19 protein-coding genes and 2 riboswitches are annotated in these 26,122 nt (G+C 61.8%); of the genes, 14 read left to right on the top strand and 5 right to left on the bottom strand.

The genetic code is table 11. From position 1 onward, the window contains the following. Positions 1–43: 43 nt before the first annotated feature. Both CKO35_RS01945 and CKO35_RS01940 read left to right on the top strand, forming a co-directional pair. Entirely contained in the window at positions 44–5,641 is a 5,598-nt protein-coding gene (locus CKO35_RS01945) for a FimL-related protein (RefSeq protein ID WP_242466959.1), read from the top strand. A gap of 5 nt (positions 5,642–5,646) precedes the next feature. After that, on the top strand, positions 5,647–6,108 hold the full coding sequence (locus CKO35_RS01940; protein ID WP_242466958.1) for a chemotaxis protein CheW: 462 nt from the start codon (positions 5,647–5,649) through the stop codon (positions 6,106–6,108). Here CKO35_RS01940 and CKO35_RS01935 read toward each other — a convergent pair. The 3 genes from CKO35_RS01935 to ahcY form a co-directional block, all read right to left on the bottom strand. Beyond that, positions 6,095–6,868, bottom strand: a complete 774-nt coding sequence (locus CKO35_RS01935; protein ID WP_200172028.1) for a 16S rRNA (uracil(1498)-N(3))-methyltransferase — start codon at positions 6,866–6,868, stop codon at positions 6,095–6,097. The two genes, CKO35_RS01940 and CKO35_RS01935, sit on opposite strands and share 14 nt — an antisense overlap. A 177-nt stretch (positions 6,869–7,045) precedes the next feature. After that, positions 7,046–7,909, bottom strand: coding sequence for a methylenetetrahydrofolate reductase [NAD(P)H] (metF, locus tag CKO35_RS01930; RefSeq protein WP_200172027.1), 864 nt, complete (start codon positions 7,907–7,909; stop codon positions 7,046–7,048). A 99-nt stretch (positions 7,910–8,008) separates the two neighbouring features. Next, positions 8,009–9,424 carry an adenosylhomocysteinase gene (ahcY, locus tag CKO35_RS01925; protein ID WP_200172025.1) on the bottom strand — a complete coding sequence of 472 codons (1,416 nt, stop codon included), beginning with the start codon at positions 9,422–9,424 and terminating at the stop codon, positions 8,009–8,011. A gap of 84 nt (positions 9,425–9,508) precedes the next feature. Then, positions 9,509–9,581: riboswitch (S-adenosyl-L-homocysteine riboswitch) on the bottom strand. Between the two features lie 995 nt (positions 9,582–10,576). Between ahcY and CKO35_RS01920 the strand changes: the two genes are divergently transcribed. The 4 genes from CKO35_RS01920 (at position 10,577) to CKO35_RS01905 (ending at position 13,719) form a co-directional block, all read left to right on the top strand. Then, positions 10,577–11,005: a hypothetical protein gene (locus CKO35_RS01920; RefSeq protein ID WP_200172023.1), complete on the top strand. Its 429-nt coding sequence runs from the start codon at positions 10,577–10,579 to the stop codon at positions 11,003–11,005. Between the two features lie 167 nt (positions 11,006–11,172). After that, positions 11,173–11,907, top strand: coding sequence for a hypothetical protein (locus tag CKO35_RS01915; RefSeq protein ID WP_200172021.1), 735 nt, complete (start codon positions 11,173–11,175; stop codon positions 11,905–11,907). Positions 11,908–12,165: 258 nt separating this feature from the next. Next, positions 12,166–13,023, top strand: coding sequence for an endonuclease (locus CKO35_RS01910; protein ID WP_242466957.1), 858 nt, complete (start codon positions 12,166–12,168; stop codon positions 13,021–13,023). Between the two features lie 165 nt (positions 13,024–13,188). Continuing rightward, positions 13,189–13,719, top strand: a complete 531-nt coding sequence (locus CKO35_RS01905) for a TorD/DmsD family molecular chaperone (protein WP_200172016.1) — start codon at positions 13,189–13,191, stop codon at positions 13,717–13,719. Here CKO35_RS01905 and bioD read toward each other — a convergent pair. Then, positions 13,694–14,404 (bottom strand): dethiobiotin synthase, encoded by a 711-nt coding sequence (bioD, locus tag CKO35_RS01900; RefSeq protein ID WP_200172015.1) that lies wholly within the window; start codon positions 14,402–14,404, stop codon positions 13,694–13,696. The two genes, CKO35_RS01905 and bioD, sit on opposite strands and share 26 nt — an antisense overlap. Beyond that, positions 14,404–15,300 carry a phosphoribosylaminoimidazolesuccinocarboxamide synthase gene (locus CKO35_RS01895; RefSeq protein ID WP_200172013.1) on the bottom strand — a complete coding sequence of 299 codons (897 nt, stop codon included), beginning with the start codon at positions 15,298–15,300 and terminating at the stop codon, positions 14,404–14,406. The genes bioD and CKO35_RS01895 overlap by 1 nt, the downstream gene beginning before the upstream one ends. A gap of 106 nt (positions 15,301–15,406) precedes the next feature. Between CKO35_RS01895 and purE the strand changes: the two genes are divergently transcribed. The 8 genes from purE to CKO35_RS01855 all read left to right on the top strand — a co-directional run bounded on the left by purE (position 15,407) and on the right by CKO35_RS01855 (position 26,100). Further along, positions 15,407–15,907 (top strand): 5-(carboxyamino)imidazole ribonucleotide mutase, encoded by a 501-nt coding sequence (gene purE / locus CKO35_RS01890; RefSeq protein WP_200172011.1) that lies wholly within the window; start codon positions 15,407–15,409, stop codon positions 15,905–15,907. After that, positions 15,904–17,037, top strand: coding sequence for a 5-(carboxyamino)imidazole ribonucleotide synthase (locus CKO35_RS01885; protein ID WP_200172009.1), 1,134 nt, complete (start codon positions 15,904–15,906; stop codon positions 17,035–17,037). The genes purE and CKO35_RS01885 overlap by 4 nt, the downstream gene beginning before the upstream one ends. Before the next feature lie 3 nt (positions 17,038–17,040). Beyond that, positions 17,041–17,631 carry a class I SAM-dependent methyltransferase gene (locus tag CKO35_RS01880; RefSeq protein ID WP_200172007.1) on the top strand — a complete coding sequence of 197 codons (591 nt, stop codon included), beginning with the start codon at positions 17,041–17,043 and terminating at the stop codon, positions 17,629–17,631. Positions 17,632–17,653: 22 nt separating this feature from the next. Next, positions 17,654–22,813 (top strand): RecQ family ATP-dependent DNA helicase, encoded by a 5,160-nt coding sequence (locus tag CKO35_RS01875; protein WP_200172005.1) that lies wholly within the window; start codon positions 17,654–17,656, stop codon positions 22,811–22,813. A 103-nt stretch (positions 22,814–22,916) separates the two neighbouring features. Beyond that, positions 22,917–23,118: riboswitch (cobalamin riboswitch) on the top strand. Between the two features lie 302 nt (positions 23,119–23,420). Next, complete coding sequence (gene cbiM, locus CKO35_RS01870; protein ID WP_200172003.1) at positions 23,421–24,035, top strand: cobalt transporter CbiM; 615 nt, start codon at positions 23,421–23,423, stop codon at positions 24,033–24,035. After that, on the top strand, positions 24,032–24,637 hold the full coding sequence (locus CKO35_RS01865) for a hypothetical protein (protein ID WP_200172002.1): 606 nt from the start codon (positions 24,032–24,034) through the stop codon (positions 24,635–24,637). The genes cbiM and CKO35_RS01865 overlap by 4 nt, the downstream gene beginning before the upstream one ends. Positions 24,638–24,640: 3 nt before the next feature. Further along, positions 24,641–25,423, top strand: a complete 783-nt coding sequence (gene cbiQ, locus CKO35_RS01860; RefSeq protein WP_200172000.1) for a cobalt ECF transporter T component CbiQ — start codon at positions 24,641–24,643, stop codon at positions 25,421–25,423. Continuing rightward, the gene (locus CKO35_RS01855; RefSeq protein WP_200171998.1) at positions 25,414–26,100 is read left to right on the top strand and encodes an energy-coupling factor ABC transporter ATP-binding protein; all 687 of its coding nucleotides are present in this window, start codon (positions 25,414–25,416) and stop codon (positions 26,098–26,100) included. Before cbiQ ends, CKO35_RS01855 begins: the two co-directional genes overlap by 10 nt. The last annotated feature ends 22 nt before the right edge of the window (positions 26,101–26,122 follow it).

Genomic DNA, 26,122 nt, shown 5'->3' with positions numbered 1-26,122 from the left:
GGTAAACGGCACAGGCCCCATGTTCATGCGCACAGGGTAGATCATGACTTTAGAAAGCCAACAATTTTCCCCGCTGCGCTGGGTCAAGAAGGAACTGGACATCCTGTTGACGGAAACCCGGGCCGCCCTTGAAGTCTATGTCGAGGATGCCGGGCAGACGGCAAAGCTGGAAGAAGCCCGGAGACTGCTTGACCAGGTGGAGGGGACACTGCAACTGCTGGAGCTGCAGGGTGCCTCCATGTTGGCTCGGGAGATGTCCGCCCTGACTCGATCGCTGGAGTCCGGTGATGTCACCGGGCGGGAAGATGCCTATGAAGTCCTGATGCGTACCATCCTCCAGCTGCCGGATTATCTTGAGCATCTTCGTGTCGGTCATCGTGATGTCCCCCTGGTTCTTCTGCCCTTGCTCAATGACCTGCGTACTGTCCGCAAGGCTCCACTCCTGAGCGAAGGTGTCTTTTTCTTTCCCGATCTGGCGGGAATCAGTGGAGCTTCCCTGGCCGACTCACTGGGTGCCGATGAGTCTGAAGGGGATATTCAGGACATCGCCCGGGTTTGTCGCCATCAATACCAGCGGGGGTTGATCAGCCTGATCAGGGGGAACGCGGCGGCCGCGGGCGCAAAGCGTCTTGAAGAGGCGGTGGCCGGCTTGCGTCGTCGAGCCCGGGTTGCGAAGGCGCAGCGGTTTTTCTGGATCGTCGGCGCCCTGGCCGAGGCGCTTCGGTCGGGTGGCCTGGAAGCTGGAGTGACCGTCAAGCAGCTGCTGGGGCAGGTGGATCGCCAGATCCGTGATCTCATCGAGCATGGTGAGGCCGCCATGGCGGCGCGGATTCCCGAAGAACTGCAGCGCAATCTCCTTTACTACGTGGGGCGTGCCACGTCCCCGGGGGTGCTGGTTAGCTCCGTTCAGGAAGCCTATCGTCTGAAGGAGCTGCTGCCTGGTGAAGCCGAGCTCCGCGCAGCCCAGGAAGGCCTCAGCGCCCCCAATCAGGAGCTCATGCTGACTGTATCCAACGTCATTCGTGAAGATCTGGCGGATGTCAAGGATAGCCTGGATGTATTCATGCATACCGGTGGCCATCGGGTGGAGGAGTTGCGGCCCCTGGCGAACAAGCTTCGCAGCATGGCTGATACCATGGCGATGGTCGGCATGGCGGCTCCCCGTGAAATCGCGCTGCATGAAGCGGATATTCTAGAGTCCATCATGGCAGGACAAACCGCCCCGGACGAGGCGGTGTTGATGCATGCCGCTGCGAATTTGCTGAACATGGAAGGGGCGATCAGCGCGGCGGTTTCCACGCCTGGGGAGGTCGAGGGAAGAAAAGACTTGTCAGAAGTCATGGAGGACTGGTCGACGGCTGAATCACGCGCCCTGTTGTCCGCGGTGCTGACTGAGGGGTTGGTCGATCTTGCGCGGGTCAAGGATGCGATCAATGCTTATGTGGACGGGGGTGATGGCGCCGTTTCCCTTGATGGCGTTCCCGAGATCCTGGACGGGCTCATCGGCGCCTTGTCCTGGCTGTCGCTGGACGATGAGGTTTTCCTGCTTCAGGGGATGCGGGGCTATATCCAGGATCAGTGTTCGGGTGCTTCGCATGGGCGGAGATCCGAAGAGGATGCCTTGCTGGCCGATGTTCTGACCGCTGTGGAATGTTCCCTTGAGGTCAGGAACAGCGCTCAGGGCAACCCGGAAGCCTTTCTTGAGAGTGGCCGGTTGGCATTGGCGTGTCTGCAGGAGATGGCTGGTGGCAATACGGCCCCTGTTCCCGACCATGATCTGCCAGCCCCTGATGGGTTGCCGGAGATCCCTTTGCCGGAGGATCCGGCGCCGGAAGCGGGCGAGTCCGAGCCGCCGTTTTCGCTGGGCGATCTGCCTGAACTTGACTTCCCGTCCGAACTCTCTGGTGATGTCAAGTGGGAACCCCTCCCGGGACTGGAACCGGCTTCGGAGGCGGTGGACGATGGGGTGGAGCAGGATCTTACCCTCCTGATGGAGGGGCAGCAGATGGTCCCCCCTCAGGATGAGGAGCCTGCCGCGCCGCCTCTGGATGCGTCTCCGCCTGCCCTTGAGTCCGGGGGTGATGAAGTATTTCCCAGGGATGACGACAGTACGCTGGTGATTCCCCGGCTCGAGTCCGAAGCGGGCGATGCGTCGTCTCATCCTGATACACCTGCCGTGGCGGATCCGGGATCATCCGGGTCGGATGGGGGTGAGCCTTTGGGTCTGGTCATTCTTACCGACGAGGCCGATCAGGAAATCCTCGACGTGTTTCTGGAAGAGGCGGATGAGGAAGCGGCCCGCATTGCCGAGTGTCTGCCACGCTGGCAGAAGAACCCTGAGGACGAGGACGCGCTGTCAACGCTCCGGCGTTCCTTCCATACCATCAAGGGCAGTGGACGGTTGGTGGGTGCGCAGCTGCTGGGTGAATTTGCCTGGGTCAACGAGAACCTGCTGAATCGGTTGATCGAGGGGCAGATTCAGCCGAGTGCGAAGTTAAAGGCCCTGCTTGATGAATCCAGCGCCATGCTGCCTCATCTGGTGGCTCAGATACGTGGAGAAGCATTCCCTCACACCGAAATCCAGTCCCTGATGCAGCGCTTGCGGGACCTGGGGAATGAGCCGCCGGACGACGCGTCGGAGCAGGAGACGCTTCCGTCCGAAGCCGAGCTTTCCGATCAACCCGAAGCGATGCCGCGCATTGATCGTGAGTTGATGGGGATTTACGGTGCGGAAACCCGCCAGCACCTTCGTACACTGGACAATCTGCTGGATCAGGTGTCGCCTGGTCGCAGCCTTGAGATTACCCCCGAGCTTTTGCGGGCCATCCATACGCTCAATGGCAGTGCCCGTACCGCCGAGATTCCGGAAATATCCTCGGTCTGTGGTGTCTGTGAGAGATATCTGGGTCTGCTTGAGGAGTCTGGGCTAGCGGTTCCTGCCGAGGTGCTGCCTGACTTGCGTGCACTGAGTGCCCATCTGCTCGAAGTGCTCTCCGCCTTGGGGCGGCCTGGGGCGGAGTTGCCCACGGCGGATGCCCTGGAGGCACGCTTTCAGGATCTTCATGCCCAGGAAAAGACGAGGCTGGAGGCGGAGGAGGCACTTCAGCAGGCACGGGATGCCGAGAATTCCGCACCCATGTCGAGCTTTGAGCCCACGATGCCGGGGATGGATGATTTCGGGCTATCCGAAGCCACGGCGCCGTCACCCGACCATGATGTTTTCCCTGCCTTCGTCTCCGATGAGCCGGACCAGGAGCTGATCTCTCTGTTCCTGGAGGAGGCTGTGGATATTCTCCATGCCGCCGACGCCACGCTGGATCTCTGGGCCGGGTCACTCAGCGACCAGGAGCATGTCCAGGCCTTCCAGCGTCAACTCCACACCTTGAAGGGTGGGGCCCGCATGACGGGGATTACCGCCATCGGTGATCTGAGTCATGCCCTGGAAAGCCTCATGATCGCCTTGACTGAAGGTGGACGTGAGCCGGAAGCCCCCATGATCGAGGTGGCCCGACAGGCGCTTGACCAGCTCAATACCATGGTCGAGCAGGCCGGCCAGGGCGAGACCGTGGTAGAGGTTCCGCAACTTGTGGATCGTCTGAATGCCTTTATCGGTGATGGGGATGCCGGTGCGGGCACAGAGGCCTCCTCGTCCGTTGAGCTCGCCTCTGAAGGGGGGGAGGAGCATTCCGCCAGAGCAGGGCTTGAGCGACAGCCCGAGCCAGTCATCCCTCTGCGATCGGATACGGAAGCGGCCCAGGGGGTGATCCCGTCTGCACGTACAGCCCCTGCGTTGGGCCAGGACGTGGTTCGACTCCGTTCCGACGTTTTGGACAATCTGGTGAACCACGCCGGTGAAGTCAATATCTTCCATGCCCGCATGGAGCAGCAGATTACCGGTTTCGGGTTCAATCTGGGCGAACTGGAGCAGACCATCCAGCGTCTTCGGGAGCAGTTGCGCAAGCTTGAATTGGAAACCGAAGCCCAGATCCTGTTCCGCCATGAGCAGGAACAGGGCGAGGCCAAATGGCAGGAGGATTTTGATCCCCTGGAATTGGACCGCTATTCCAATATTCAGCAGCTTTCACGGGCTTTGGCCGAGAGCATCAGCGACCTTACCAGTATTCAGGGATTGCTGTCCGATCAGGTCAAGGATACGGAAACCCTGTTGCTGCAGCAGAGTCGTGTGTCTACTGACCTTCAGGAAGGACTCATGCGCACCCGCATGGTGCAGTTTGCCACCATCGTTCCCCGTTTGCGCAGGATCATTCGGCAGACGGCCTCGGAGCTAGGTAAACGGGTTGAGCTGGATGTGGAGGGTGAAGGCAGCGAACTGGATCGCTCGGTACTGGAGCGGATGATGGCGCCCATGGAACACATGCTGCGCAATGCCATTTCCCATGGTATCGAGTCTCCCGATGAGCGCCGCACGCTTGGTAAGAATGAAACCGGCCATGTCAGGTTGAGCACGCGCCGTGAAGGTTCGGAAGTGGTTCTGGAGGTGTCGGATGACGGCGCCGGTATTGATCTGGATGCGGTGCGTGCCCGGGTGGAACGGTTGGGGCTTGCCGGTGATCCCTCCCTGCTCACTGAGCAGGATCTGATGCAGTTCATACTTGAATCGGGTTTTTCCACTGCCAGCCAGATCAGCCAGATTTCCGGCCGTGGTGTAGGGCTGGATGTGGTCAACAGCGAGATCAAGCAGCTCGGGGGCATCCTGGCCATCGACAGTACCAGAGGCAAGGGCACGGTTTTCACGATTCGTCTGCCTTTTACCCTGGCCATCAGTCAGGCCTTGCTGGTGCAGGCTGGCGATGAGTTATTTGCCATTCCCTTGTCCAGCATCGAAGGCATCATGCGGATGCAGGGAAGCGACTTGGCCGATTACCATGCCGCTGAGGATCCCACCTATGAATATGCGGGTAATAGTTATGAAGTGAAGCATCTGGGCGCCCTTCTGAAAGTCTCCCGTGGCCCCCAGCAGATTCCGGATGCCATGTATCCGGTACTGCTTGTGCGCTCCGGGGATCATCGTATTGCCCTGCATGTGGACTTGTTGCTGGGTAGTCGCGAGATTGTGATCAAGCAGGTGGGGCCCCAGGTCTCCAGGGTGAAGGGTATAGCCGGCGCCACCATCCTGGGCGATGGTCGTGTGGTAATGATCCTGGACATACCCGCGTTGGTGCGGGTGGGCGCCGGTGTGCGGCTGGCCTACTACGACACCCATTCGGAGGGTGTTACGGATCAGCAGGTTGCCACGATCATGGTCGTGGATGACTCTATTACAATCCGGAAGGTCACTGCCCGCGCACTGGAGCGGCAGGGCTATCAGGTTCATACTGCAAGGGACGGCGTGGATGCCGTGGCCCAGCTCCAGGAGTTGGTGCCGGATCTGATGTTGCTGGATATTGAAATGCCCCGCATGGATGGCTTCGAGTTGGCGACCCATATCCGCAATGACGCCCGCCTTCGACACATGCCTATCATCATGATCACTTCCCGTACCGGCGACAAGCATCGCCAGAGAGCCATGGAAATCGGCGTCAACCGTTACCTGGGCAAGCCTTATCAGGAGATGGACCTGTTGACACAGATTCGTGAAGTATTGGCGGACACGCGTGGGGCCGGAGGCGGGCAGGCATGAGCCGGATGCCTTCCGATACAGTCCATGCGTTCATCATTTCCCTGCAGGACCAGAACCTGCTGCTGCCTCAGTCGGCCGTGCTGGAGGTGGTGACACAGCAGGTGCTGCGCGAGGTGGTGAGTGCGCCTTCCTGGTTGCGGGGCGTGTTTGACTGGCAACAGTCCCAGTTGCCGATTGTCTCCCTGGACACCATGCTGGGAGTACCGTTCGAGCGCCAGACCCGTGTCAATCGCTTTGTGATCATGCACGGACTGGAGCGTTTGCCCGGTCTTGAATACTACGCACTGCAGGTTCGTGGGATTCCCCATCCGGTCAAGCTGACCGCCTCGGACATTCAGCCACTGCCGCTGCGGGAGGGTGATCCCCCCGCAGTTGCGGCCCGGGTGAGAGCCAGTGGTGTTCTTTGCGTGATCCCCGCCTTCGAGCGCATCGAACAGATGCTGCAGGAAGAACTCAAGGTTCTTTGATGGTGTGTCGGCAGCTCCCCAGGTCTCCCCAAAGGGCCTGGAGAACTGCCAGCGTTGCCATGCCGGCAGTTTCCGTGCGGAGTATTCTCGGCCCCAGGCGGGCCTGCCTCATGCCCACATGGATGGCTTGGCCGATTTCCCTTTCCTCCAGTCCGCCTTCGGGCCCGATCAGCAGTGTGACCGATGCCGGTTTGACCGTGATGTCGGTCAGGTTGCTGGGTGCCATCGGATCCAGGACCAGCCCCAGGTCAGGGTTGTCAGGGGTTGCGCCATATTCGGAAAGCCACCCCTCCAGCGGTTGAGGGGGCAGCAAATGCGGTATTTCGTTGCGACCGCACTGCTCGCTGGCGCTGATGATGATCCCAAGCCAGTGGGTCATCTTTTTGGCCAGTCGCTGTTCGTTATCCCCGCCCACGGTACGCTGGGAGATGACGGGCTGTATCCTTGATACCCCCAGTTCCGTTGCCTTCTGCAGGGCAAAATCCATGTGGTCGCCCTTGGAGATGCCTTGAACCAGGGTGATGGGTAGCGGCGGTTGGGTATCCCGGGGGGCATGGGCCTCAACCCGGACCCGGGAAGCCCGGCGTTCCGCCTGGACCAGGGTGGCCGTGTATTCGCCACCCTGGCCGTTGAACAGTATCAGGGGCGCGCCGGCACGCAGGCGAAGTACCTGCACCACATGGCGATGGGTGCGTTCATCCAGTGGGATCTCCTGGCCGGTGGCCATGGGATGATCCAGATAGCAACGGGGGATTCTCATGGAGGAGATGATAGCAGGCCTGCCCCGGTATTCGCGCCGGTACCGAACAAGTCCCCTGTCGCCACTTTCGCGAAGGCGGGAATCCGGAATTTCCGGGCCGCGACCGGGTTCCCGCGTGCGCGGTCATTCCGCTATCGGAGCCTCCCCGAGGATGCCTCCCCATGCAATCGTGCGCGGTCATTCCGGTTGCGGCATCAGCCCCAGGTTTTTCCAGATGCCCGTCACCGGCCCGGCCTGATTCATGGTGTAAAAATGCAGTCCCGGCGAACCTTCATGCAGGAGTTGCTCGCACATGCGGCTCACCACCTCTTCGCCGAAGCCACGGATGGCGTCCAGGTCATCCCCGTAGGCCTCCAGGCGCTTGCGGATCCAGCGGGGGATCTCGGCGCCGCAGGCGTCGGAGAAACGGGCCAGTTGCTTGTAATTGGTGATGGGCATGATGCCCGGCACGATGGGGATGTTGATGCCCATGCGCTCGCAGTCGTCGACGAAGCGGAAATAGGCATCCGCCGAGTAGAAGTACTGGGTGATGGCCGAATCGGCTCCGGCATCCACCTTGCGCTTGAAGTTCTCCAGGTCCTTGAAGGCGTTGGGGGCCTGGGGATGGCATTCGGGGTAGGCGGCGACTTCCAGGGTGAAGTGATCGCCGGTCTCACGGCGGATGAATTCCACCAGCTCGTTGGCATAGCGGAATTCGCCGGGTTCACGCATGCCGGAGGGCAGGTCGCCACGCAGGGCCACGATGTGGCGCAGGCCGTTGTCCATGTAGGTCTTGAGGATGGACCGCATCTGTTCCGCCGTGGAATCGATGCAGGACAGGTGGGGGGCGGCGGCGATGCCCGAGTGCTTGTGGATATCCAGCACCGTCTCCAGGGTTCGGGCCTGAGTGGAGCCGCCAGCGCCGTAAGTGACGGAGAAGAAGCGCGGCTCCAGCCGGGCCAGCCGGGTCCAGGTCTTGCGCAGCTTTTCCGCGCCTTCTTCGTTCTTGGGCGGGAAGAACTCGAAGCTGAAGGTGCGTTCGTGTCGAAGTTGGGATTTCATCAGTGTGTGCACTCCTCGCAAGGGTTGCGGGAAGAAGGGGCGGAGGACGACCGCAAGCGCCCCTCTCCATGGGGAGAGGGGCTGGGAAGACCCTTCCGGTTAGTACCGGTAATGTTCCGGCTTGAACGGTCCGTCCACCGACAGGCCCAGGTATTTGGCCTGCTGCTCGGTGAGGCGGGTCAGCTGGGCGCCGATCTTTTTCAGGTGCAAGGAGGCCACCTTCTCGTCCAGGTGCTTGGGCAGCACGTAGACGTCGTTCCGGTACTTGTCGCCGTGCTGCCACAGCTCGATCTGGGCCATCACCTGGTTGGTGAAGGAGTTGGACATGACGAAGCTGGGATGGCCGGTGCCGCAACCCAGGTTCACCAGGCGCCCTTCGGCCAGCAGGATGATGCGGTGACCGTCGGGGAAGATCACGTGATCCACCTGGGGCTTGATGTTTTCCCACTGATACTGGCGCAGGCCGGCCACATCGATCTCGGAATCGAAGTGGCCGATGTTGCAGACAATGGCCTGGTTACGCATGCGGGCCATGTGCTCGGCGGTGATCACGTTCACGTTGCCGGTGGCGGTGACGAAGATGTCGGCCTTGTCGCAGGCCTCGTCCATGGTGACCACCCGGTAGCCTTCCATCGCCGCCTGCAGGGCACAGATGGGGTCGATCTCGGTGATCCATACCTCGGCGGACAGGGCGCGCAGGGACTGGGCGGAACCCTTGCCCACGTCGCCATAGCCGCAGACCACGGCGGTCTTGCCGGCGATCATCACGTCGGTGGCCCGCTTGATGGCATCCACCAGGGACTCGCGGCAACCGTAGAGGTTGTCGAACTTGGACTTGGTGACCGAGTCGTTGACGTTGATGGCGGGGAAGGGCAGGGCGCCTTCCTTGGCCATCTGGTAGAGGCGATGCACGCCGGTGGTGGTTTCCTCGGTGACACCCTTGATGTTCTTCAGGATGTTGGAGTACCAGCCGGGCTGCTGCTTGACCCGCTCCTTGATCTGGGCAAACAGTACCTGTTCCTCCTCGTTGGTGGGGTTTTCCACCACGGACAGGTCCTGCTCGGCGCGTGCGCCCAGGTGGATCAGCAGGGTGGCGTCACCGCCGTCGTCCAGAATCATGTTGGGGGTGCCGCCGTCGGACCACTCGAAGATCCGGTGGCAGAAGTCCCAGTACTCTTCCAGGGCTTCACCCTTGAAGGCGAACACGGGCGTGCCGGTGGCCGCGATGGCGGCGGCGGCGTGGTCCTGGGTGGAGAAGATGTTGCAGGAGGCCCAGCGCACGTCGGCACCCAGGGCCTGCAGGGTCTCGATCAGCACTGCGGTCTGGATGGTCATGTGCAGGCTGCCGGCAATGCGGGCGCCCTTGAGCGGCTGGGACTTGGCGAACTCTTCCCGGGTGGCCATCAGGCCGGGCATCTCGGTCTCGGCGATGGCGATTTCCTTGCGACCGAAGTCGGCCAGGGACATGTCCTTGACGAAGAAATCCCGGTTCTTGGTGTCTGCTACAGCATTCATTCAACACACTCCTCAGAAAAACGTTGGGGCGAGGGTGCGATGGAGCCGGGGTGCAAAGACGTGACTCGCCGACCGCCATCGCGGATACAGCGAGCGCCGTTTAGGAGGTGTCTGAGCCTGGCGGACCGGACGGTCCGTTGCAGCGCTCCTCAGACTGGTCAAGGATTGTAACGTAAGCGGTCGATGATTTCATGTCGTGGGTGTTTGTTCTGCATAAGTCACTTCCGTGTAAGCGGGAGTCCTGTCGCGGATTGAAAATTTCGGGTCCCCTCGTTGTGGGCATGCTGGCGGCGGGGCAGTGTTTCCTTTGTCAAATGTATCTTGTGCGGGAGGCATGATGCTCGCGTGCTCAATGGATTGGCTGCCGCCATGAATCGTTGGGTGGACGGGGACATGGTGAGGGATGTTTGGATGTCCATTGCTTCTTTAGTTGGTTTGGCCAGGTTCTGGGTCTTGTTGTGTCGGGGTGTGCCGGATGAGGTTTGCTTCAATGGCAAAGTCATCCGGCAGGGGCCTGTTTTTTTCTGATTGGGCTTGTGGCTCAGCGAGCCAGGGCCGGGGGAGGTCGCCAGGGTTTTGGATGATATTGAATGGATTTGGATCATGTATTGAGTTCAGGTCACCAGGTTTTTGATTGATTTATGTCTTTATTCGGGAGAATTACCTGGCAGCTCTCCCGGCGTTGCTGCCGCGAGGTCGGGCGTCAGAAGTTGTCGGCCCTTGAGTGGATTCACGCTTTCGCGGTCATTGCTTGCTTGCCTCAGCCTTGTGTGGGTATGGATGAAGTAACATGCTGGCGATGTTGATCCGGATAAGGCATTTCAGGGGATGGATTATCAGGAGTCAGTTGGTAAGGCCGGTTTCTCATCCCATGCTATCCAAATAACTTGATAGTGGCGTGAAAAAATAATGAGCCCTGTGTCATAATCAGCATCATTGTTAACGCACAAGTCCGGTCACGCTTCATTTGTGAGTTCGGGGCTGTGTTGTGCCACCACCAATCAGGCAGATGGATTCTCTCCATTTTGGTGTTATCTGCGGTTTATGGAAGATCTCAAGGCGGATGGATGATGCGTTGACAATGGTTTTATCATGGGCCGATCTTGGTTACGGAAAGGTTTGCCTCGCAATGAATGCCTACGGGAGAAATGAATGACGGTGACCACGAAGAATCCAATGGAGATGTCTGCTCAGGAACTCTATGCGCTGGCGAAGCGCCGGGAAGAGCAGGAGGCGGTGGCCAGAGAAGATGCAGTTCGCGAGCAGCGCCGGATGTTGCGTGAAAAGCGCAAGGAGCTGGTGCGGCAGCATCGCAAGGAGTTGGCGGAACTGGATCGCGAGATCAGCAAACTGGGCGGCAAGGCTTCCAGGACGCGTGTTTCCCGTGTTTCCAGTGATGCGGGCCCCAGCCAGGTAATCTGCGAGATCGTGGGGTCCAGGCCTGAGATGTCCATCGGTGAGATCCGGGAGCAGGCTGCGGCGGCCGGCTTGAACGTGAAGAACATCAGCCAGACCCTGGGGTACCTCAAGAAGCAGAATCGCCTGGATTCTCCCCGGCGTGGCGTTTACCGGGTACTCTAGTCAACTTTTTGTGCGCCCAGGTCTTTGATGGCCATTTGTCAAGAGCCCGCTGCCGGTGTCGCGGGTGCTTGACTTTGGGGGCAGCATTTGTTTCCCAAGTCATGTAGAATGCGCGCCCAAAATCACTACCCCCTCGAAAAACTGAAATACCCGTGCAGGAGTTATATGTGAATCAAGCTGAAGCAGAACTGCAGTTGAAGGTCTGGAAAGAACTTGCCGTCAGCAAGCAGATGTTAATGAAGGGCGCCACGGATGCCTTGGGTCTGGACCCTGAATGCAGCACCGAAGAACTCAAGGCCGCTCTCGACGTTGCCATTCGGAGAGGCAATGAGGCTGATGTAAAGATCAAGCAGGCCAACGACCAGGCCAAGCAAGCCATCGAGGCCATGGAAAAGAAGGTCAAGGCCAGTGAGAAGGCACAGATTCTCGCTGATGCGGCTCGCGACGAGGCCCTTGCCAAGCTCCAGAGTGGGGAGCAGGACATGGCTGCCGAGCGTGTGGCCCATGCCAAGGAAATGAAGGCCACCAAAGAATTGCTGGCCGAGAAGGACAAGGCCCTCAAGGCCATCAACAAGGCATTGGCCGATACTCCCGAAAACGTCATGAAGAAGCTGCGACAGCTCAAGAAGCAGAAGCATGACGATGCCACCGCCCGGAAACAGCTTGAGACACAGCTTACCAACCTGCGCAAGGAACGGCGTGAAATGGAAGAAAAGCTGGACACCCTCAAGGCCGCCCTGGAAAACGGCGCCAAGCTGGTGAGCCAATACAGGGATCTTCGTACGGTATCCGAGCAGCTGCAGGCGCTGGTAAATTCCGCCGCCGTGGAGAATGTGCCTTCATTGCCCGACATGGACGAGCAGCTGCTTGAGGGTATCGAGCAGGCGGCGGCCGCCAAGTAGCCTGTTTGGTCACCCTTAGGGGGCGGCGTTCATAGCCTGTGCCGGGGGCAGCATATCCGGATACTGTGTCGATGTGATCCCGGCGAGGGTCGTGGCAGCCTTTGACATGGCCGCTTCCTTGGATGCCGGGATCTCGTTCCCGGTGCAAGCTGTGCCCTCGCCCGTATCGCCAACGCGTGACGCATGTCTCGCCGATCTCTCCAAAAATTGCCATCCAAGCGCTCCAGGCCTCGTCCGAGGCCTTACAGATTCTGGTTGATGGGTGTGGTCATGGGCTGTGTCGCCATGCTGGCCGCCGTCCAGCCTCCTCACTGGTTGCTGGAGTTGTTGCCCGGGGAAGTTCGCCAGGGCCTGGTGCAGACACGCAAGATGGCTGAGCCCCTGTTGCCGGATTTCTGGCGCTATCGCTTCGAGCCGACCCCGGCGGAGGTGTTGCCCGTGACGGCGGCCAACTGGAGTCTGGCGCGCAGGGCCCTCTATGAACGGGTCTATTCCGACCAGGCCAGCACCTTTTATTGCGGCTGCAACTATGACCGGAATCTGAGGGTTGATCTGCACAGTTGCGGGCTTCAGGCGTTGGTCACGGAGCCCCGTGCCCTGCGGATCGAGGCTGAACATGTCTTTCCCGCTTCCCGTTTCGGTCAGTTCCGTCGTTGTTGGCAGGAGCCTGAAAGTTTTGAGGCGTGTCGCCTGGCCTCAGGGCGGACTCTGTCGGGGCGGGAATGTTGCCAGCGTGCCGACCCTGCCTTTCTCGCCGCCCACAATGACCTTCACAACCTGTATCCCTCGGTGGGCTTCATCAACGGGCGCCGATCCAACTATGACTGGGGGCACCTGTTCATCCTGGGTGAACGGTATGGGGCCTGTGAAATGCGAATCAGTGTCTGGTTACGCAGGGCCGAGCCACCGGATGCCGCCAAGGGCAGTATTGCCCGAACCATGCTTTACATGAGGGATACGTACGGATTTCGCCTGAGCTGGTGGGATGTGCGGCGCTATCATGCCTGGAACAGGCAACATCCTCCGGATGCCTGGGAACGGGAGCGCAATCGCCGCATCAAGGCCATTCAGGGGCTTGGGAATGCCTATGTGGAGTTGTGGCCTCACCTGCCCTGAATCATGGATCCATGAAGCCGGAGTAATGCCTGGGGATTTATTGATTCGGCTCAACTTAGCGAGGTTTTTCCGTTTTCGTGAATCCACCCCGAGGTCATAGTCCCATCCTGTGAAGAAATCGGGACGATGAAATTGCGATTTGCGGGTGTTTCAATCGGGGTCGTCATGGAAAAACCCTTACCAGGAGATCAGCTGGACGTTGATGAACTCTGCATATTGAGTGGTCTTCTGTCACCTCCCACCATGGATACCCTGGAGGCCATGGAGGAAATGGCGGAAAGCTGGGCCTGGCTCAAGCCCGCTTTGCCGGAACTGCGGATGTTGGGTTTGCCGGTGCTCAAGCAGGAGTATCAGCGTCTTTTTTCCGATGCAGAGTGCCCGGCCCGGGAGTCTGCCTGGTCCGACCATGTGTTGGCTGGTGGTTCCCACAATCTGCTGGTTCTCTACCGTCAGGCGGGGATGGCGCTGCAGGGGCGCCCCCCCGACTCTCTGGCCATGCAGCTTATCTATGCGGCCTGGTATCTGGAGCAGGATCTGCCCAATTCACCCTATGGCTGGCAGGATTTATGGGCACATCTTTGCGCGTGGGTGCCGCGGTTCGCCCGTTGCCTGCAGGATAAGGCCGCTCTGGAAATTTACCGGGTGTTAGGTCAGCGCCTTGAAGAGCTGTTTACCACCTCCGGACCCATGAACTGATGGCTTGCAGGATGTCGTCGGCAGAAGTGTTGGCCGACGGCAGTCCTTCTTCGGGAAAGCGCAGGACGGGCACCTCCAGTCGCCTGGCGATATCGGCCGGATTGTCCATGGCCGGGGGCATTTCCCCGGCGCAGTGGTTGAGCACCACCGCCGCAAGGGCCAGATGCCTGTGCCGGATGGCTTCCGCGATCAGAAGTACATGGTTTATTACCCCGAGACGATCCGGCGCCACCAGCACCACGGGCAACCCCAGTGCCTGTGCCAGGTCGGCGTTAAGCCCATCCTCGGTGAGGGGTGAGTAGAATCCCCCGGCACCTTCCACCAGCAGAAAACCCCCATCATCCCCATCCCTGTCTGGAGCGTGGCAGGCTCCGATCAAGTCCGCCAGGAACAGGGGGCTGCCCGCCAGCCGGGCTGCCCGGTCCGGGGCCAGCGCGTGCTCGAACCGGTAGGGTGTGATCCGTTCCAATAGTCCCCGCTGGCCGGTCGCCGCCATCAGACGGGCCCCGTCAGCGGGCCACAGCAACCCTTCCTGCCGCTCACAGCCGGATTCGGCAGGTTTGCGCGCAATCACCGTTCTGCCCTGCCGCACCAGGGCGCGGGCCAGGGCGCATGCCACCACGGTCTTGCCGACGCCGGTGTCTGTTCCCGTGATGAACAGGCCGCCGGGCAGCGGCGCGGACATCAGTTCAGGCCCGAGCCGGTGAGGCGTTCCAGGGCCTCACGGTATCTATCCGCCACTTGCTTGACCACCTCTTCCGGCAGTTCCGGGCCGGGGTCGGTCTTGCCCCAGTCAAGGGTCTCCAGGTAATCCCGCAGGTACTGCTTGTCGAAGGAGGGTGGGCTCATCCCAGGGGCGTAGGTGTCCGCCGGCCAGAAGCGGGAGGAGTCCGGGGTCAGCGCCTCGTCGATCAGGTGCAGGACGCCGTGCTCGTCCAGGCCGAACTCGAACTTGGTATCGGCGATGATGATGCCCCGCTCCAGGGCGTAGGCGGCGGCCTCCTGGTACAGGCGCAGGGCCGTATCCCTGACCTGAGCCGCCACCGCCGGACCCAGCGTGCGCTCGGTATGGGCAAAGTCCACGTTTTCGTCGTGTTCGCCCACGGCGGCCTTGGTGGAGGGGGTGTAGATGGGTTCCGGCAGGCGATCGGCCATGCACAGGCCCGGGGGCAGGGCGATGCCGCAGACACTGCCGTCGGCCTGGTAGCTCTTCCAGCCGGAGCCGATCAGATAGCCTCGCACCACGGCTTCCACCGGCAGGGCCTTGAGGCGTTTGACCACGATGCTGCGACCCTCCAGCGGTGCCCGCTCCACCGGATCGGGGATCACGTCGGCCAGAGTCAGGTCGCAGAGCTGGTTGGGCACCACATGGGCCAGCCGCTCGAACCAGAACTGGGAGATCTGCGTCAGGACCCGCCCCTTGTCCGGGATGGGGGTGGGCAGGATCACGTCGAAGGCCGAGAGCCGGTCTGTGGTGACGATGAGCATGTGCTGCTCGTCCACGGCATAGATATCCCGCACCTTGCCCCGATGGATCAGGGGCAGGCTCTTGATCTGGCTTTCAAAGAGGGCGGCGGTCATGGCAGGCTACCGAAAAATGGCTGAACAATCGGCCATTCTACTATAGACAGGGGCTTTCACACCCTGTGAACTTGTCCCCCATGGCCGCTTCACTTAAGCTTCGCCGATGAAAAATCAATCCCCTCTCGTAGGCGTGGTCATGGGCAGTCAGAGCGACTGGCCCGTGATGCAGCACGCCGCCGCGCAACTGGAAGACTTCGGTGTGCCCTTCGAGGCCCGCGTGGTCTCGGCCCACCGCACTCCTGACCTGTTGTTCGAGTATGCCGAACAGGCGGCTGCGCGGGGTATCCGCTGCATCATCGCCGGCGCCGGCGGTGCCGCTCACCTGCCGGGCATGCTGGCGTCCAAGACTACCCTGCCGGTGCTGGGCGTGCCCGTGCCGTCCCGGTATCTCAATGGACAGGATTCGCTGCTGTCCATTGTGCAGATGCCCAAGGGCATTCCCGTGGCCACCTTCGCCATCGGCGAGGCCGGGGCCGCCAACGCGGGTCTGTTCGCGGTGGCCATGCTGGCCAACCAGAACCCTGCCCTTGCCGATCAACTGGAGCAGTTCCGTTGTCGCCAGCGCGACTCGGTGCTGGCCATGAGCCTGTCTGAACCGTCATGATCCTGCCGGGTAATACACTGGGAATGCTGGGAGGCGGCCAGTTGGGCCGCATGTTCACCGTAGCCGCCCGTACCCTGGGTTACCGGGTGCTGGTGCTGGACCCGGACACCGGCAGCCCCGCCGGCCGCATGGCCGACGAGCATCTGCATGCCGCCTACGGGGATGCCTGGGCGCTGGAGCAGATGGCCACCCGCTGTGCCGTCGTCACCACCGAGTTCGAGAACATCCCGGCGGACACCCTGCGCACCCTGGCCGGTTTCATTCCGGTGCGTCCCGGTGCCGAGGCCTTGGAGCGTACCCAGGATCGGGCGCGGGAAAAGACCATGATCCAGTCCTGTGGCCTGGATACGGCCCCTTTCCGGGTGGTGACGGCCCTGGACGAGGTCGAGCCGGCCTTTGCGGCCGTGGGTGGACCGGCCATCCTCAAGCGTGCTGCGCTGGGGTATGACGGCAAGGGCCAGATCGGCGTGAATTCGGCGCAGGCGGCCCGTGATGCCTTCGAGCAGATGGGGCAGGTGCCCTGTGTGCTGGAGCGCCGTCTTGATCTGGAGCGGGAGATCTCCGTGGTGCTGGCCCGCAGTGCCGAGGGCGAAACCCTCTGCTACCCCGTGGCCGAGAATATCCACCGGCACGGCATCCTGCACATGAGCATCGTGCCGGCGCGCATCTCCGAAGAAATGGCCGAGGCGGCCCGCTGCGCCGCCACCCATCTGGCCGATGCCCTGGATTACTGCGGTGTAATGGCGGTGGAGTTCTTCATCACCACGGCCGGCGAGCTGCGGGTGAACGAGATCGCGCCCCGTCCCCATAACAGTGGCCATTACACCCTGGACGCCTGTGTCACCTCCCAGTTCGAGCAGCAGGTGAGGGCGGTCTGCGGGCTACCCTTCGGCGGTACCCGGTTGCTGTCACCGGTGGTGATGGTGAATCTGCTGGGCGACCTGTGGGCCGGGGGGGAGCCCCGCTGGGCGGAATTGCTGGACCATCCTGGCGTCAAACTGCACCTCTACGGCAAGAACGAGGCCCGGCCCGGCCGCAAGATGGGCCATTACTGTGTGCTGGACGATGATCCGGAAAAGGCCATCGCCGATGCCGAGATCCTGTTTGCCGCGCTGGAACCGGGGTGCTGACCCATGGAACGTGATACCTACATCCGCTCCCTGCGGGAAGACATCGTCTTTGCCGACACCCTGCGGGGCCAGCCCCTGAATTTCCACACCACCTGGGGGCTGTTTTCGCCCCGGGGTATTGATGCCGGCACCCGTCTGCTGCTGGACTTCATCGAGGTGAACGAGGCCGATGACTGCCTGGACCTGGGTTGCGGCTACGGCCCCATCGGCCTGACCCTGGCCCGCCTGGCGCCCCGGGGGCATACCTGCCTGGTGGACAAGGACTTCGTCGCGGTGGAGTATGCGGCAAGGAATGCCCGCCTGAACGGCATCACCAACACCGAGGCCTTCCTGAGCAACGGCTTTTCCACCGTCGGCGATCGCCGCTTCCATCTGGTGACCTCCAATCTGCCGGCCAAGGTGGGCAAGGAAATGCTGTACCTGTACCTGTATGACGCCCTGAACCACATGCACCCCGGCGGCCGGATCTATGTGGTGACCATCACCGGGTTGCGGCGATTCATCGAGCGGGCCTTCAAGGAGGTCTTCGGCAACTACGACAAGGTCAAGCAGGGGCGGGAATACACGGTGGCCATGGCCGTCAAGCCCGAATGAAGCGCGCGCGAAAGACCACCGGATGGCACAGACGCCGCAACCCAAATGCCTGATCTTCGATCTGGAAACCGTTCCGCGCAAGGGCGGTGATGGCCCGGAAATCATCAAGATCGGTGCCCTGCGACCCGATACCGGCGCAACGCTGGAGGTGAACACGGGCCCCCGGCTCGAAGCCTCGCTCGCGCAACTCGAAGCGATGTGTGACGGGGCCAGTTTCGTTCTCGGTCACAACATCCAGGCCCATGACATACCATTGCTGCAGGCGGTGGCCCCGGATTCCGGGCTGATGCAGCTACCGGTCATCGACACGCTGTACCTGTCGCCGTTGGCATTCCCGCAGAACCCCTACCACCGGCTGATCAAGGACTACAAGCTGATCCGCGACAGCCTGAACTCGCCCCTGGCGGATTGCCGTTCCACGCTCACGCTCTTCGGGGACCAGAAAGTCGCCTTTGAACGGCTTTACGAGGTCAATGCCGAAGAATTGCGTTGCTATCAGGCCCTGATCGCACCGCAGCCCGGGCCTGGTCTGGGCAATTTTCTGTTTTCCCTGACCCGGCAGGCGCCGATGTCCATCGAGTCGGTGGCCAGGTGTCTGCCGTCGCTGCTGGCGGAGACCGACGGGGGGCTGGGCCGGGAACTCAAGGTCTGTCGTGTTCGGCTGACGGCTCTCATGGAGCAGGATCTGCGACGACAGGAATGCCACTGTCCGATCGCCTATGTGCTGGCCTGGCTGCGGGTGTCGGGTGGCAATTCGGTGCTCGCGCCCTGGGTGCGGCATCAATTTCCCGCCGTGGGGCAGCTGATAGCCCAGTTGCGGGACCAACCCTGCGATGATCCGGCCTGCAGCTACTGTCGCACCACCCATGATCCTCGGCGGGTGCTGCGGCACTACTTCGGTTTCGATGATTTTCGCAACGAGGCGCCTGGCCAGAGCATGCAACATGACATCGTACTGGCCGGCATGCGTGGCCAGTCGGTGCTGGCGGTGCTGGCCACCGGCGGTGGGAAGTCCCTCTGCTACCAACTGCCGGCACTCAATCGCTACCATCGCAACGGCAGCCTGACGGTCATCGTCTCACCGTTGCAATCGCTGATGAAGGATCAGGTGGACGGCCTGCTCGGCCGCAACGTGCAGTGTGCCGCGGCGTTGAACGGGCTGCTGACCATGCCGGAGCGCTCGGACGTGCTGGAGAAGATCCAGCTGGGTGACGTTGGCATGTTGCTGGTGTCACCCGAGCAATTCCGCAACACGGCCTTTCGCAAGGCCATCGCGAATCGGCAGGTCGGTGCCTGGATTTTCGACGAGGCACACTGTTTTTCCAAGTGGGGCAATGACTTTCGGCCGGATTACCTGTACGTGGCGCGCTTCATTCGGGAATTTACCGGGGACGGCGAGCTTGCGCCGATCGGGTGTTTCACCGCCACCGCCAAGCTGGATGTGCTGGATGACATCCGCAAGCATTTCCTTGATGAGCTTGGCGTGCGCTTCACGTCGTTCATCGGCACGCCCGAGCGCCCCAATCTGTATTTCGAGGTCTTGCCGGTGCAAGCGGGTGAAAAGTTTGCGCTCACCCATCAATTGCTCACCGATGAACTCGAAGGTCACGACGGCGGCGCGGTGGTCTTTGTCTCCAGCCGGAAAAGGGCAGAAACACTGGCCGACTTCCTGATTGGACAGGACTGGACCTGCAAATCCTTTCATGCCGGCCTGCAACCCCATGAAAAGAAGGACATCCAGGAGAGTTTCATCCGGGGTCACCTGCGGGTGATCGTGGCCACCAACGCCTTCGGGATGGGGGTCGACAAATCGGATGTGCGGCTGGTGATCCATGCAGACATCCCCGGCTCGCTGGAAAATTATCTGCAGGAGGCCGGTCGGGCCGGGCGGGACCAGGCAAGGGCTCGCTGCGTGCTGCTCTACAACCCGCGGGATATCGAAACCCAGTTCGGGCTCAGTGAGCGCTCGCGGCTCGGCTACAAGGACATTCAGCAAATCCTCAAGAAGCTCCGCCATGAGGCGGCCAGGCGCAAGGGTGGCCTCGTGGTGATCACCGCGGGTGAGATTCTGCAGGACGAAGGTGTGCATACCAGCTTCGAGGCCGATGACCGCGACGCCGAGACCAAGGTAATCACCGCCATTGCCTGGCTGGAACGCAGGCAGTTTCTCCGCCGCGAGGAAAACCATACGAGGGTCTTTCCCGCCAGGCTGTGCCTGACCGAGGAGGAAGCCGAAAAGCGGCTGTGCGATGCGCAATTGCCGCAACGGAGGCTGGCGGAGTTTCGCGCGATCCTGCGATATCTGTACTCGGCCGCCGCCGATGAGCGCATCGATACCGATCGTTTGATGATGCTCACCGGGCAGACGAACGAGGAAGTGAGTGGCGCGCTCAGGCAGCTTGAGGCACTGGGTCTGCTGGAGAACGACTCGCAACTCACCCTCTATCTACGCCATGGTGTCGCGGGGGCGTCCAGCGAACGCCTCAGGAATGCCTTCGCCCTGGAAAAGGGGGTGTTCAAGGCCCTGCGGGAGCTGGCACCGGACGGGGACGACGGCAGTTGGCAGGATCTGAATCTGCCCTCGCTGACGACAATGTTGCGCGAGCGCTGTGACCAGCCTGATTTATTACCGTTGCACGTTACCCGCCTGTTGCACAGTCTGGCCCTCGACCGTGACGGCGACAGCCAGCAACGTAGCAATTTCGAACTCAAGCAATTCAACCGTGATCATCTCAAGCTGCGCATCCGCGGAGGATATCGCTGGTCACAGATCGAGGGGCTGGGTGAAAGGCGTCACCGCGTCGCGTCGGTACTGCTGCCTTTTGTGCTCGCCAAGTTGCCACCCGGGCAGCGCGGCAAGGATTTACTGGTCCAGACCACCTTTGGTGAACTGATGCGGCTGTTCACGGACGACCTGGAACTGGCCGCCACCATCAAGCCGGAGCAGCGTCGCAAGGCCATAGAGCACGTCCTGCTGTACCTGCACAACCAGGAAGTGCTGACCCTCAACCACGGCATGACGGTGATGCGCAGGGCGATGACCATTGTCATCAATCCGGAAAAACAGGGGCAGCGCTATCTGAAGGACGACTATCGGTGGCTGGACGAACACTATCGTGAGCGCCGCATCCAGGTTCATGTGATGCGAGAGTATGCCGAGGTCGCCCTGAAGGAGATGGCCGATGCACTGCGTCTGGTGATGCATTACTTCACGCAGACCAAGGAGGATTTTTTGCGGAAGTATTTCGAGGGCAAGGACGAGATCCTGTCGCTTTCCACCAGCGAGTCCTCCTGGAAAGCGATCACTGATACGCTCAACGCCACCCAGAAGGCCATCGTCACCGACCACCAGGATCACAACCGGCTGGTCCTGGCGGGGCCGGGCTCGGGCAAGACGCGGTTGGTTGTTCATCGTATCGCCTATCTGCTGCGGGTGCGGCGTGTGCCCGCCACGGCCATCATTGCCCTCACTTTCAACCGGCATGCGGCCAACGAGATTCGCCAGCGTCTGCTTGCTCTGGTGGGGAACGATGCCATTGGGCTCACCGTGCTCACCTATCACGCCATGGCGATGCGACTCACCGGTTCAAGCTTTGACCGGCGGGACACGGTGGAGGCGGGCGAACTCGAAGCCATCCTGGATCGCGCGGCGGACCTGCTGGAGGGGTGTGCCTGCGTTGAGGGTGAGGATGATTTGCGCGAACGCTTGCTGCAGGGCTATCGCTACATCCTCGTGGATGAGTATCAGGATATCGACGAGCGCCAATACCGGCTGGTGAGTGCGCTATCCAGGCGGCATGAAGATCATGACGGTGACTTGTGTATTCTGGCCGTGGGCGACGACGATCAGAACATCTACCAGTGGCGCGGCGGCAGCAACCGGCATATCGAAAGCTTTTGCAAAGAATACGGCGCGAAGGTCAGCTATCTGGTGGAAAACTACCGATCCAGCGGTGCCATCATTCTTGCAGCCAATCGCTTGATCGGGGCCAATGCTTCCCGTCTCAAGGCCGAGCATCCGATCCGCATCAACCAGGCCCGTGCCGATGAGCCCGCAGGAGGGAAATGGGAAGGGATGGATGCGCAGCGGCACGGCCGCGTCCTGCGCATCACACTTCCCGTGTCAGACCGTTTGTGCGGCAATCTGCAGGCCCAGGCGGCCATCGCGGAACTGGCGCGACTCCAGGCGCTGGAGCGGCGCAGCGATTGGCGTGGGCTTGCCGTGCTTGCGCGCAGCCACCGTTACCTGTGGCCTGTACAGGCGTTGTGTGAGCGCAATGGAATTGCGTGTTTCATGGCGGCGGACAAGCAGGGCGCGTTGCCGCTGGTACGCTTGCGCCCGTTCGTGGCCCTCGTGGACCATTTGCGTGCTGTCACCGAGCCCTGGCTGACTGCCGCGGCGCTGGGGGATCGGGTCCGGACACTGACTTTTGATCCGGTCTGGGGCAGGTTTTTCGATACGGCTTTCGAGCAATTGGTCGGCGAGTACGGGGATTGTCAGCTTGCCCCCTCAACCGTGATCGACTGGCTCTACAACTATGCCCGCGAGATCCGGCAGCAAGTACGGCCCGGGCTGTTTCTTGGCACGGTCCATTCGGCCAAGGGGCTTGAGTTCCGGCATGTGGTCCTGCTCGATGGATGCTGGGACGTGTCGCGCGAACAGATGGAGGAGGCCCGTCGGCTTTACTACGTGGGCATGACCCGGGCAGAGCAAACACTGACGTTGTGCGATTTCGGACCCGGCAATCCCTTCACAGCATCCCTTGGCGAGTGCGTGCGTTCCTTCCGCTTCGAGGGGCGCCATGACCCGACCCTGGATGTCCGTTACCAGACACTGGCCCTGGGGGATGTCGACATCGGCTTTGCCGGTCGACAGGGGCCGGATGCGCCGGTGCACGAAGCGATACGCAGGCTCGAACCGGGTGATCCGCTCCAATGGTGTCCGGATGGTGATCGCTACGCGCTATTGGATCGCCATGGCCAGCAGGTGGGTCGTACCGCGAAAGCATTCCATCGCCTGTTCGACCCCGAGGCCTGCGAGGTTGCGGGGATTGTGACCCGTTACAGGGAAGATTCCGGACAGGTGTTTCGTGCCATGACTCAATGTACGCAATGGGAGGTCGTGGTGCCCCGGTTCCGGGGCAGGGCAAGCGAGAGGCCCCTCGTCGGCGAGCGCGAATGAGGCAGCCCTTGAACCCGGGGTGGCATCCAGCCTTTCTTTGCAGGTCTTCGACGATGAACGACGCCGAATCACCAAGAGTTGACGCCGCGTCGATATCCCATGTCTAATGCCGGTCGTGACCGGTCCTGACGCTCCGGCGTCGGGTGAAAGAGGGAATGCAGTGCGGTGCATGGCACCCATTCTGCAGCTGCCCCCGCAACTGTAAGCGGCGAGCCGGGCCGGGAATGCCACTGGAGACTTCCGGGAAGGCCGGCCACGGGCGATGAACCGCGAGCCAGGAGACCTGCCGGACACGCTCCCGCAGGGAGTGCCACCGGATGCCGGGATGGGCGTCTGGCCTGGATTGGCAGATTCATGCGCTTTTGTCCTGCCCCCGGCCATGCCCCGATCCCCGTCCAGACTGACAGCGTGCCGGGTGTGGCGCGTGGACGGAAATGAAAAAAGCCATGAAAAATCCTCTGCCGGCCTCTGGCCGTTCTTTCCTGCCGCGGGCGTTCCGTCGGCGCTTCGGTGATGGGCTCCGGTCCCTGGTCGCTACCGGGCCGGGCAACCTCCCCCAGCGTGAAGACGGGCGCCGTCCTCACGATCTCCCATAGGGCCTGGAATCATGCACATCGTCGATGGTGCCTTGTCCAGTCCCGTCGTCATTGCCGGTGCCGTGGCCACCGCCGGTGGCATCGCCATGGGACTTCGAACGCTGACACTGGAGCGTATTCCAACGGCGGGAGTCCTGTCGGCGGCCTTCTTCGTGGCGTCGCTGATCCACGTCCCCATCGGGCCATCGTCGGTGCATCTGATCCTCAACGGTCTGGCCGGTCTCCTGCTGGGCTGGGCCGCGTTTCCGGCCCTTTTCGTGGGGCTGGTTCTGCAGGCCGTCTTTTTCGGTTTCGGCGGGCTCACCGTGCTGGGCGTCAACACTTTCAACATTGCCATGCCGGCGGTCCTTACAGGCATTATTTTCGGGCGCCTGATCGCTTCCGGTTCCGTGGTCAGAGGCGCCGTCTGGGCAGGGATTGGCGGAGCCTTCGCCATCGCCGCGACGGCGGGTTTCGTCGGCCTGTCACTGGCCCTGACGGGAGAGGAATATCTGCCTGCCGTCGGATTCGTGTTTTTTGCCCATATCCCGGTCATGGTCGTCGAAGGCATCCTGACCGCCTTCGCCGTGCTGCTGGTGCGGCAGGCCAAGCCCGAACTCTTTGCCCCGGGAGGTGTGCGCCCATGAGAGCACTGTTGCTGCTGGTTTTCCTGTCGCTGATTTCCTCCTCCGTCCACGCCCACCGTGTCCTCGCCTCGGTCTTTCCCTCCGGTGGCGCCATTGAGGGGGAGATCGGCTTCTCCAATGGCAAGATGGCTGTGGGCGAGACGGTCATCATCACCGGTCCCGATGGAGGGGTATTGGGCGAGGTCATCACCGACGAGGAGGGTTTTTTCGTCTTCACACCGACCGAACCCGTCGCACATACCTTTCATGCCGATCTTGGTGCCGGGCATGTCGCCAGGGTGACCATGTCCGCCGAGGAGGTGGCCAGGGTCATCGGCGTGGGAGCGGCCACGCCCACGCCCACGCCGGGGGCTACCGCGCAGGGGGCCACCTCCCAGCCCCTGGAGGTGGATGCGCTGCCCTTGCCCGGTTGCGGATCAAGCGAGGCGCAACGGGCCCTGATCGCCGAGATCGTGCGTGACGAGTTGCGCCCGCTGCGCCGCGAGATCACGGCGCTCCGCGAGCACCATGGTCTGCAGAGCATCCTTGGCGGGATCGGCTACATTCTGGGGATCTTCGGCGTGGGCTTCTACGTCGCGGCGCGACGTCGATTCAACGCCTGACGGATGGGACATCTGCGTTTTACCGGCCTGCCGGAGCCGGACGGCGCCACCGCCGCCGGCAGCGTCATCGGGAGGCTCGATCCACGCCTGCGCATCGTGGCCACGCTATGTTTCGCCGTGACGGTGGTCGGGCTCTCCAGCCTTGTTGCGCTTTGTCTTGCGTGCGCCGTGTCTCTGGCCTTCCTGTTCCTGTCGCGGCAGCCGCCATGGCGAACCTTGAGGCGCGTGGCCATGATGGACGGATTCATCCTGTTCATGCTGGTCCTGCTGCCGTTCACCGTGCCGGGTGAGCCTGCCTTTGAACTGTGGGGGCTGACGGCGTCCCGGGAGGGGGTGTTCCGTGCCGTCGAGATCGCGTTGACGGCCAATGCCGTGATTCTGGCCCTGATGACGCTGGTGGGCTCGATGGCGCCGGCGACCCTCGGCCATGCACTGCACGCCTTGCGTTGCCCGACAACATTGATCCATCTGCTCATGTTCACCATTCGTTACATCCATGTGCTGCAGGGCGAATACCTGCGCCTGCGGGAGGCGATGAAGGTGCGGGGGTTCCGGCCGGCCAGCAACTGGCACAGCTACCGAAGCCTTGGCTATCTGGTGGGCATGATGCTGGTCCGGGCGATCGACCGCGCGGAGCGCATCCTTGAGGCGATGAAGTGCCGGGGCTTTTCGGGCCGTCTTTTACTACCCCATCCTTTTCACCTGACGGCAGCGGATGCAGCCTTTGCCGTGGGCCTCCTGGCGGTCTGTGGGGGGCTTCTCGGCTTTGATTCTGTATGGCATTGATAAAATTGGAAAATATCCATTTCTCCTATCCTGGTGAGGCGCCGGTGCTGTGTGGCGCCTCGCTGACACTGGAGCCTGGTGCACGCGTGTCACTGGTGGGGGCGAATGGCTCGGGCAAATCCACGTTGCTGAAGATTGTGCTCGGGTTGCGGCGTCCGCAGCGGGGCACCGTGGCGGTTTTCGGTCGGGTCCGGCGCGAGGAGTCGGACTTCCACGAGGTGCGCCGCCGCGTGGGTCTCGTATTTCAGGATGCCGACGATCAGCTCTTCTGCCCCACGGTGGTCGAAGACATCGCCTTCGGTCCGCTGAACCTTGGCAAGACCCCTTCGGAGGCGCTGGCCATCGTCCAACGCGTGCTTGAGGCGATGCACCTCACGCATTTGCGCGACCGCGTCACCCACCGGCTGTCCGGCGGCGAAAAGCGGCTGGTCGCCCTTGCCTCCGTCCTGGCCATGGATCCGGAGGTGCTGCTGCTGGATGAGCCGACGAATGCGCTGGACCCCGAGAACGAAGCCCGCCTGGTGGATATCCTGCTGAGCCTTCCTCAGACCATCCTGCTGGTCAGCCACGATGCCGCCTTTCGGGAAAGGGTCGCACCCCGTGTGCTGGCCCTGTCCGGCGGTTGTGTGCACCAGGATCTCCGCTGGTCGGCAGGTTCCGCATCAGGTACCGGGTAATCCTTCGGCGGTATCGTACAGG

Origin of the sequence: Ectothiorhodospira shaposhnikovii (genome assembly GCF_016584105.1) — a bacterium.
Lineage (GTDB): Bacteria > Pseudomonadota > Gammaproteobacteria > Ectothiorhodospirales > Ectothiorhodospiraceae > Ectothiorhodospira > Ectothiorhodospira shaposhnikovii.
Note: the sequence above shows the minus strand (reverse complement) of the source record. Positions and strands in the feature narration are given on the sequence as shown.

Bases quoted from the DNA above. Each gene is read 5' to 3' on its own strand.
- ahcY (WP_200172025.1), bottom strand. From the start codon at position 9,424: ATGAATGCTGTAGCAGACACCAAGAACCGGGATTTCTTCGTCAAGGAC.
- purE (WP_200172011.1), top strand. From the start codon at position 15,407: ATGAAAAATCAATCCCCTCTCGTAGGCGTGGTCATGGGCAGTCAGAGC.
- bioD (WP_200172015.1), bottom strand. From the start codon at position 14,404: ATGTCCGCGCCGCTGCCCGGCGGCCTGTTCATCACGGGAACAGACACC.
- CKO35_RS01910 (WP_242466957.1), top strand. From the start codon at position 12,166: ATGGGTGTGGTCATGGGCTGTGTCGCCATGCTGGCCGCCGTCCAGCCT.
- CKO35_RS01895 (WP_200172013.1), bottom strand. From the start codon at position 15,300: ATGACCGCCGCCCTCTTTGAAAGCCAGATCAAGAGCCTGCCCCTGATC.
- CKO35_RS01885 (WP_200172009.1), top strand. From the start codon at position 15,904: ATGATCCTGCCGGGTAATACACTGGGAATGCTGGGAGGCGGCCAGTTG.
- CKO35_RS01945 (WP_242466959.1), top strand. From the start codon at position 44: ATGACTTTAGAAAGCCAACAATTTTCCCCGCTGCGCTGGGTCAAGAAG.
- CKO35_RS01855 (WP_200171998.1), top strand. From the start codon at position 25,414: ATGGCATTGATAAAATTGGAAAATATCCATTTCTCCTATCCTGGTGAG.
- metF (WP_200172027.1), bottom strand. From the start codon at position 7,909: ATGAAATCCCAACTTCGACACGAACGCACCTTCAGCTTCGAGTTCTTC.
- CKO35_RS01875 (WP_200172005.1), top strand. From the start codon at position 17,654: ATGGCACAGACGCCGCAACCCAAATGCCTGATCTTCGATCTGGAAACC.
- CKO35_RS01865 (WP_200172002.1), top strand. From the start codon at position 24,032: ATGAGAGCACTGTTGCTGCTGGTTTTCCTGTCGCTGATTTCCTCCTCC.
- CKO35_RS01920 (WP_200172023.1), top strand. From the start codon at position 10,577: ATGACGGTGACCACGAAGAATCCAATGGAGATGTCTGCTCAGGAACTC.
- cbiQ (WP_200172000.1), top strand. From the start codon at position 24,641: ATGGGACATCTGCGTTTTACCGGCCTGCCGGAGCCGGACGGCGCCACC.
- CKO35_RS01880 (WP_200172007.1), top strand. From the start codon at position 17,041: ATGGAACGTGATACCTACATCCGCTCCCTGCGGGAAGACATCGTCTTT.
- CKO35_RS01935 (WP_200172028.1), bottom strand. From the start codon at position 6,868: ATGAGAATCCCCCGTTGCTATCTGGATCATCCCATGGCCACCGGCCAG.
- cbiM (WP_200172003.1), top strand. From the start codon at position 23,421: ATGCACATCGTCGATGGTGCCTTGTCCAGTCCCGTCGTCATTGCCGGT.
- CKO35_RS01905 (WP_200172016.1), top strand. From the start codon at position 13,189: ATGGAAAAACCCTTACCAGGAGATCAGCTGGACGTTGATGAACTCTGC.
- CKO35_RS01940 (WP_242466958.1), top strand. From the start codon at position 5,647: ATGCCTTCCGATACAGTCCATGCGTTCATCATTTCCCTGCAGGACCAG.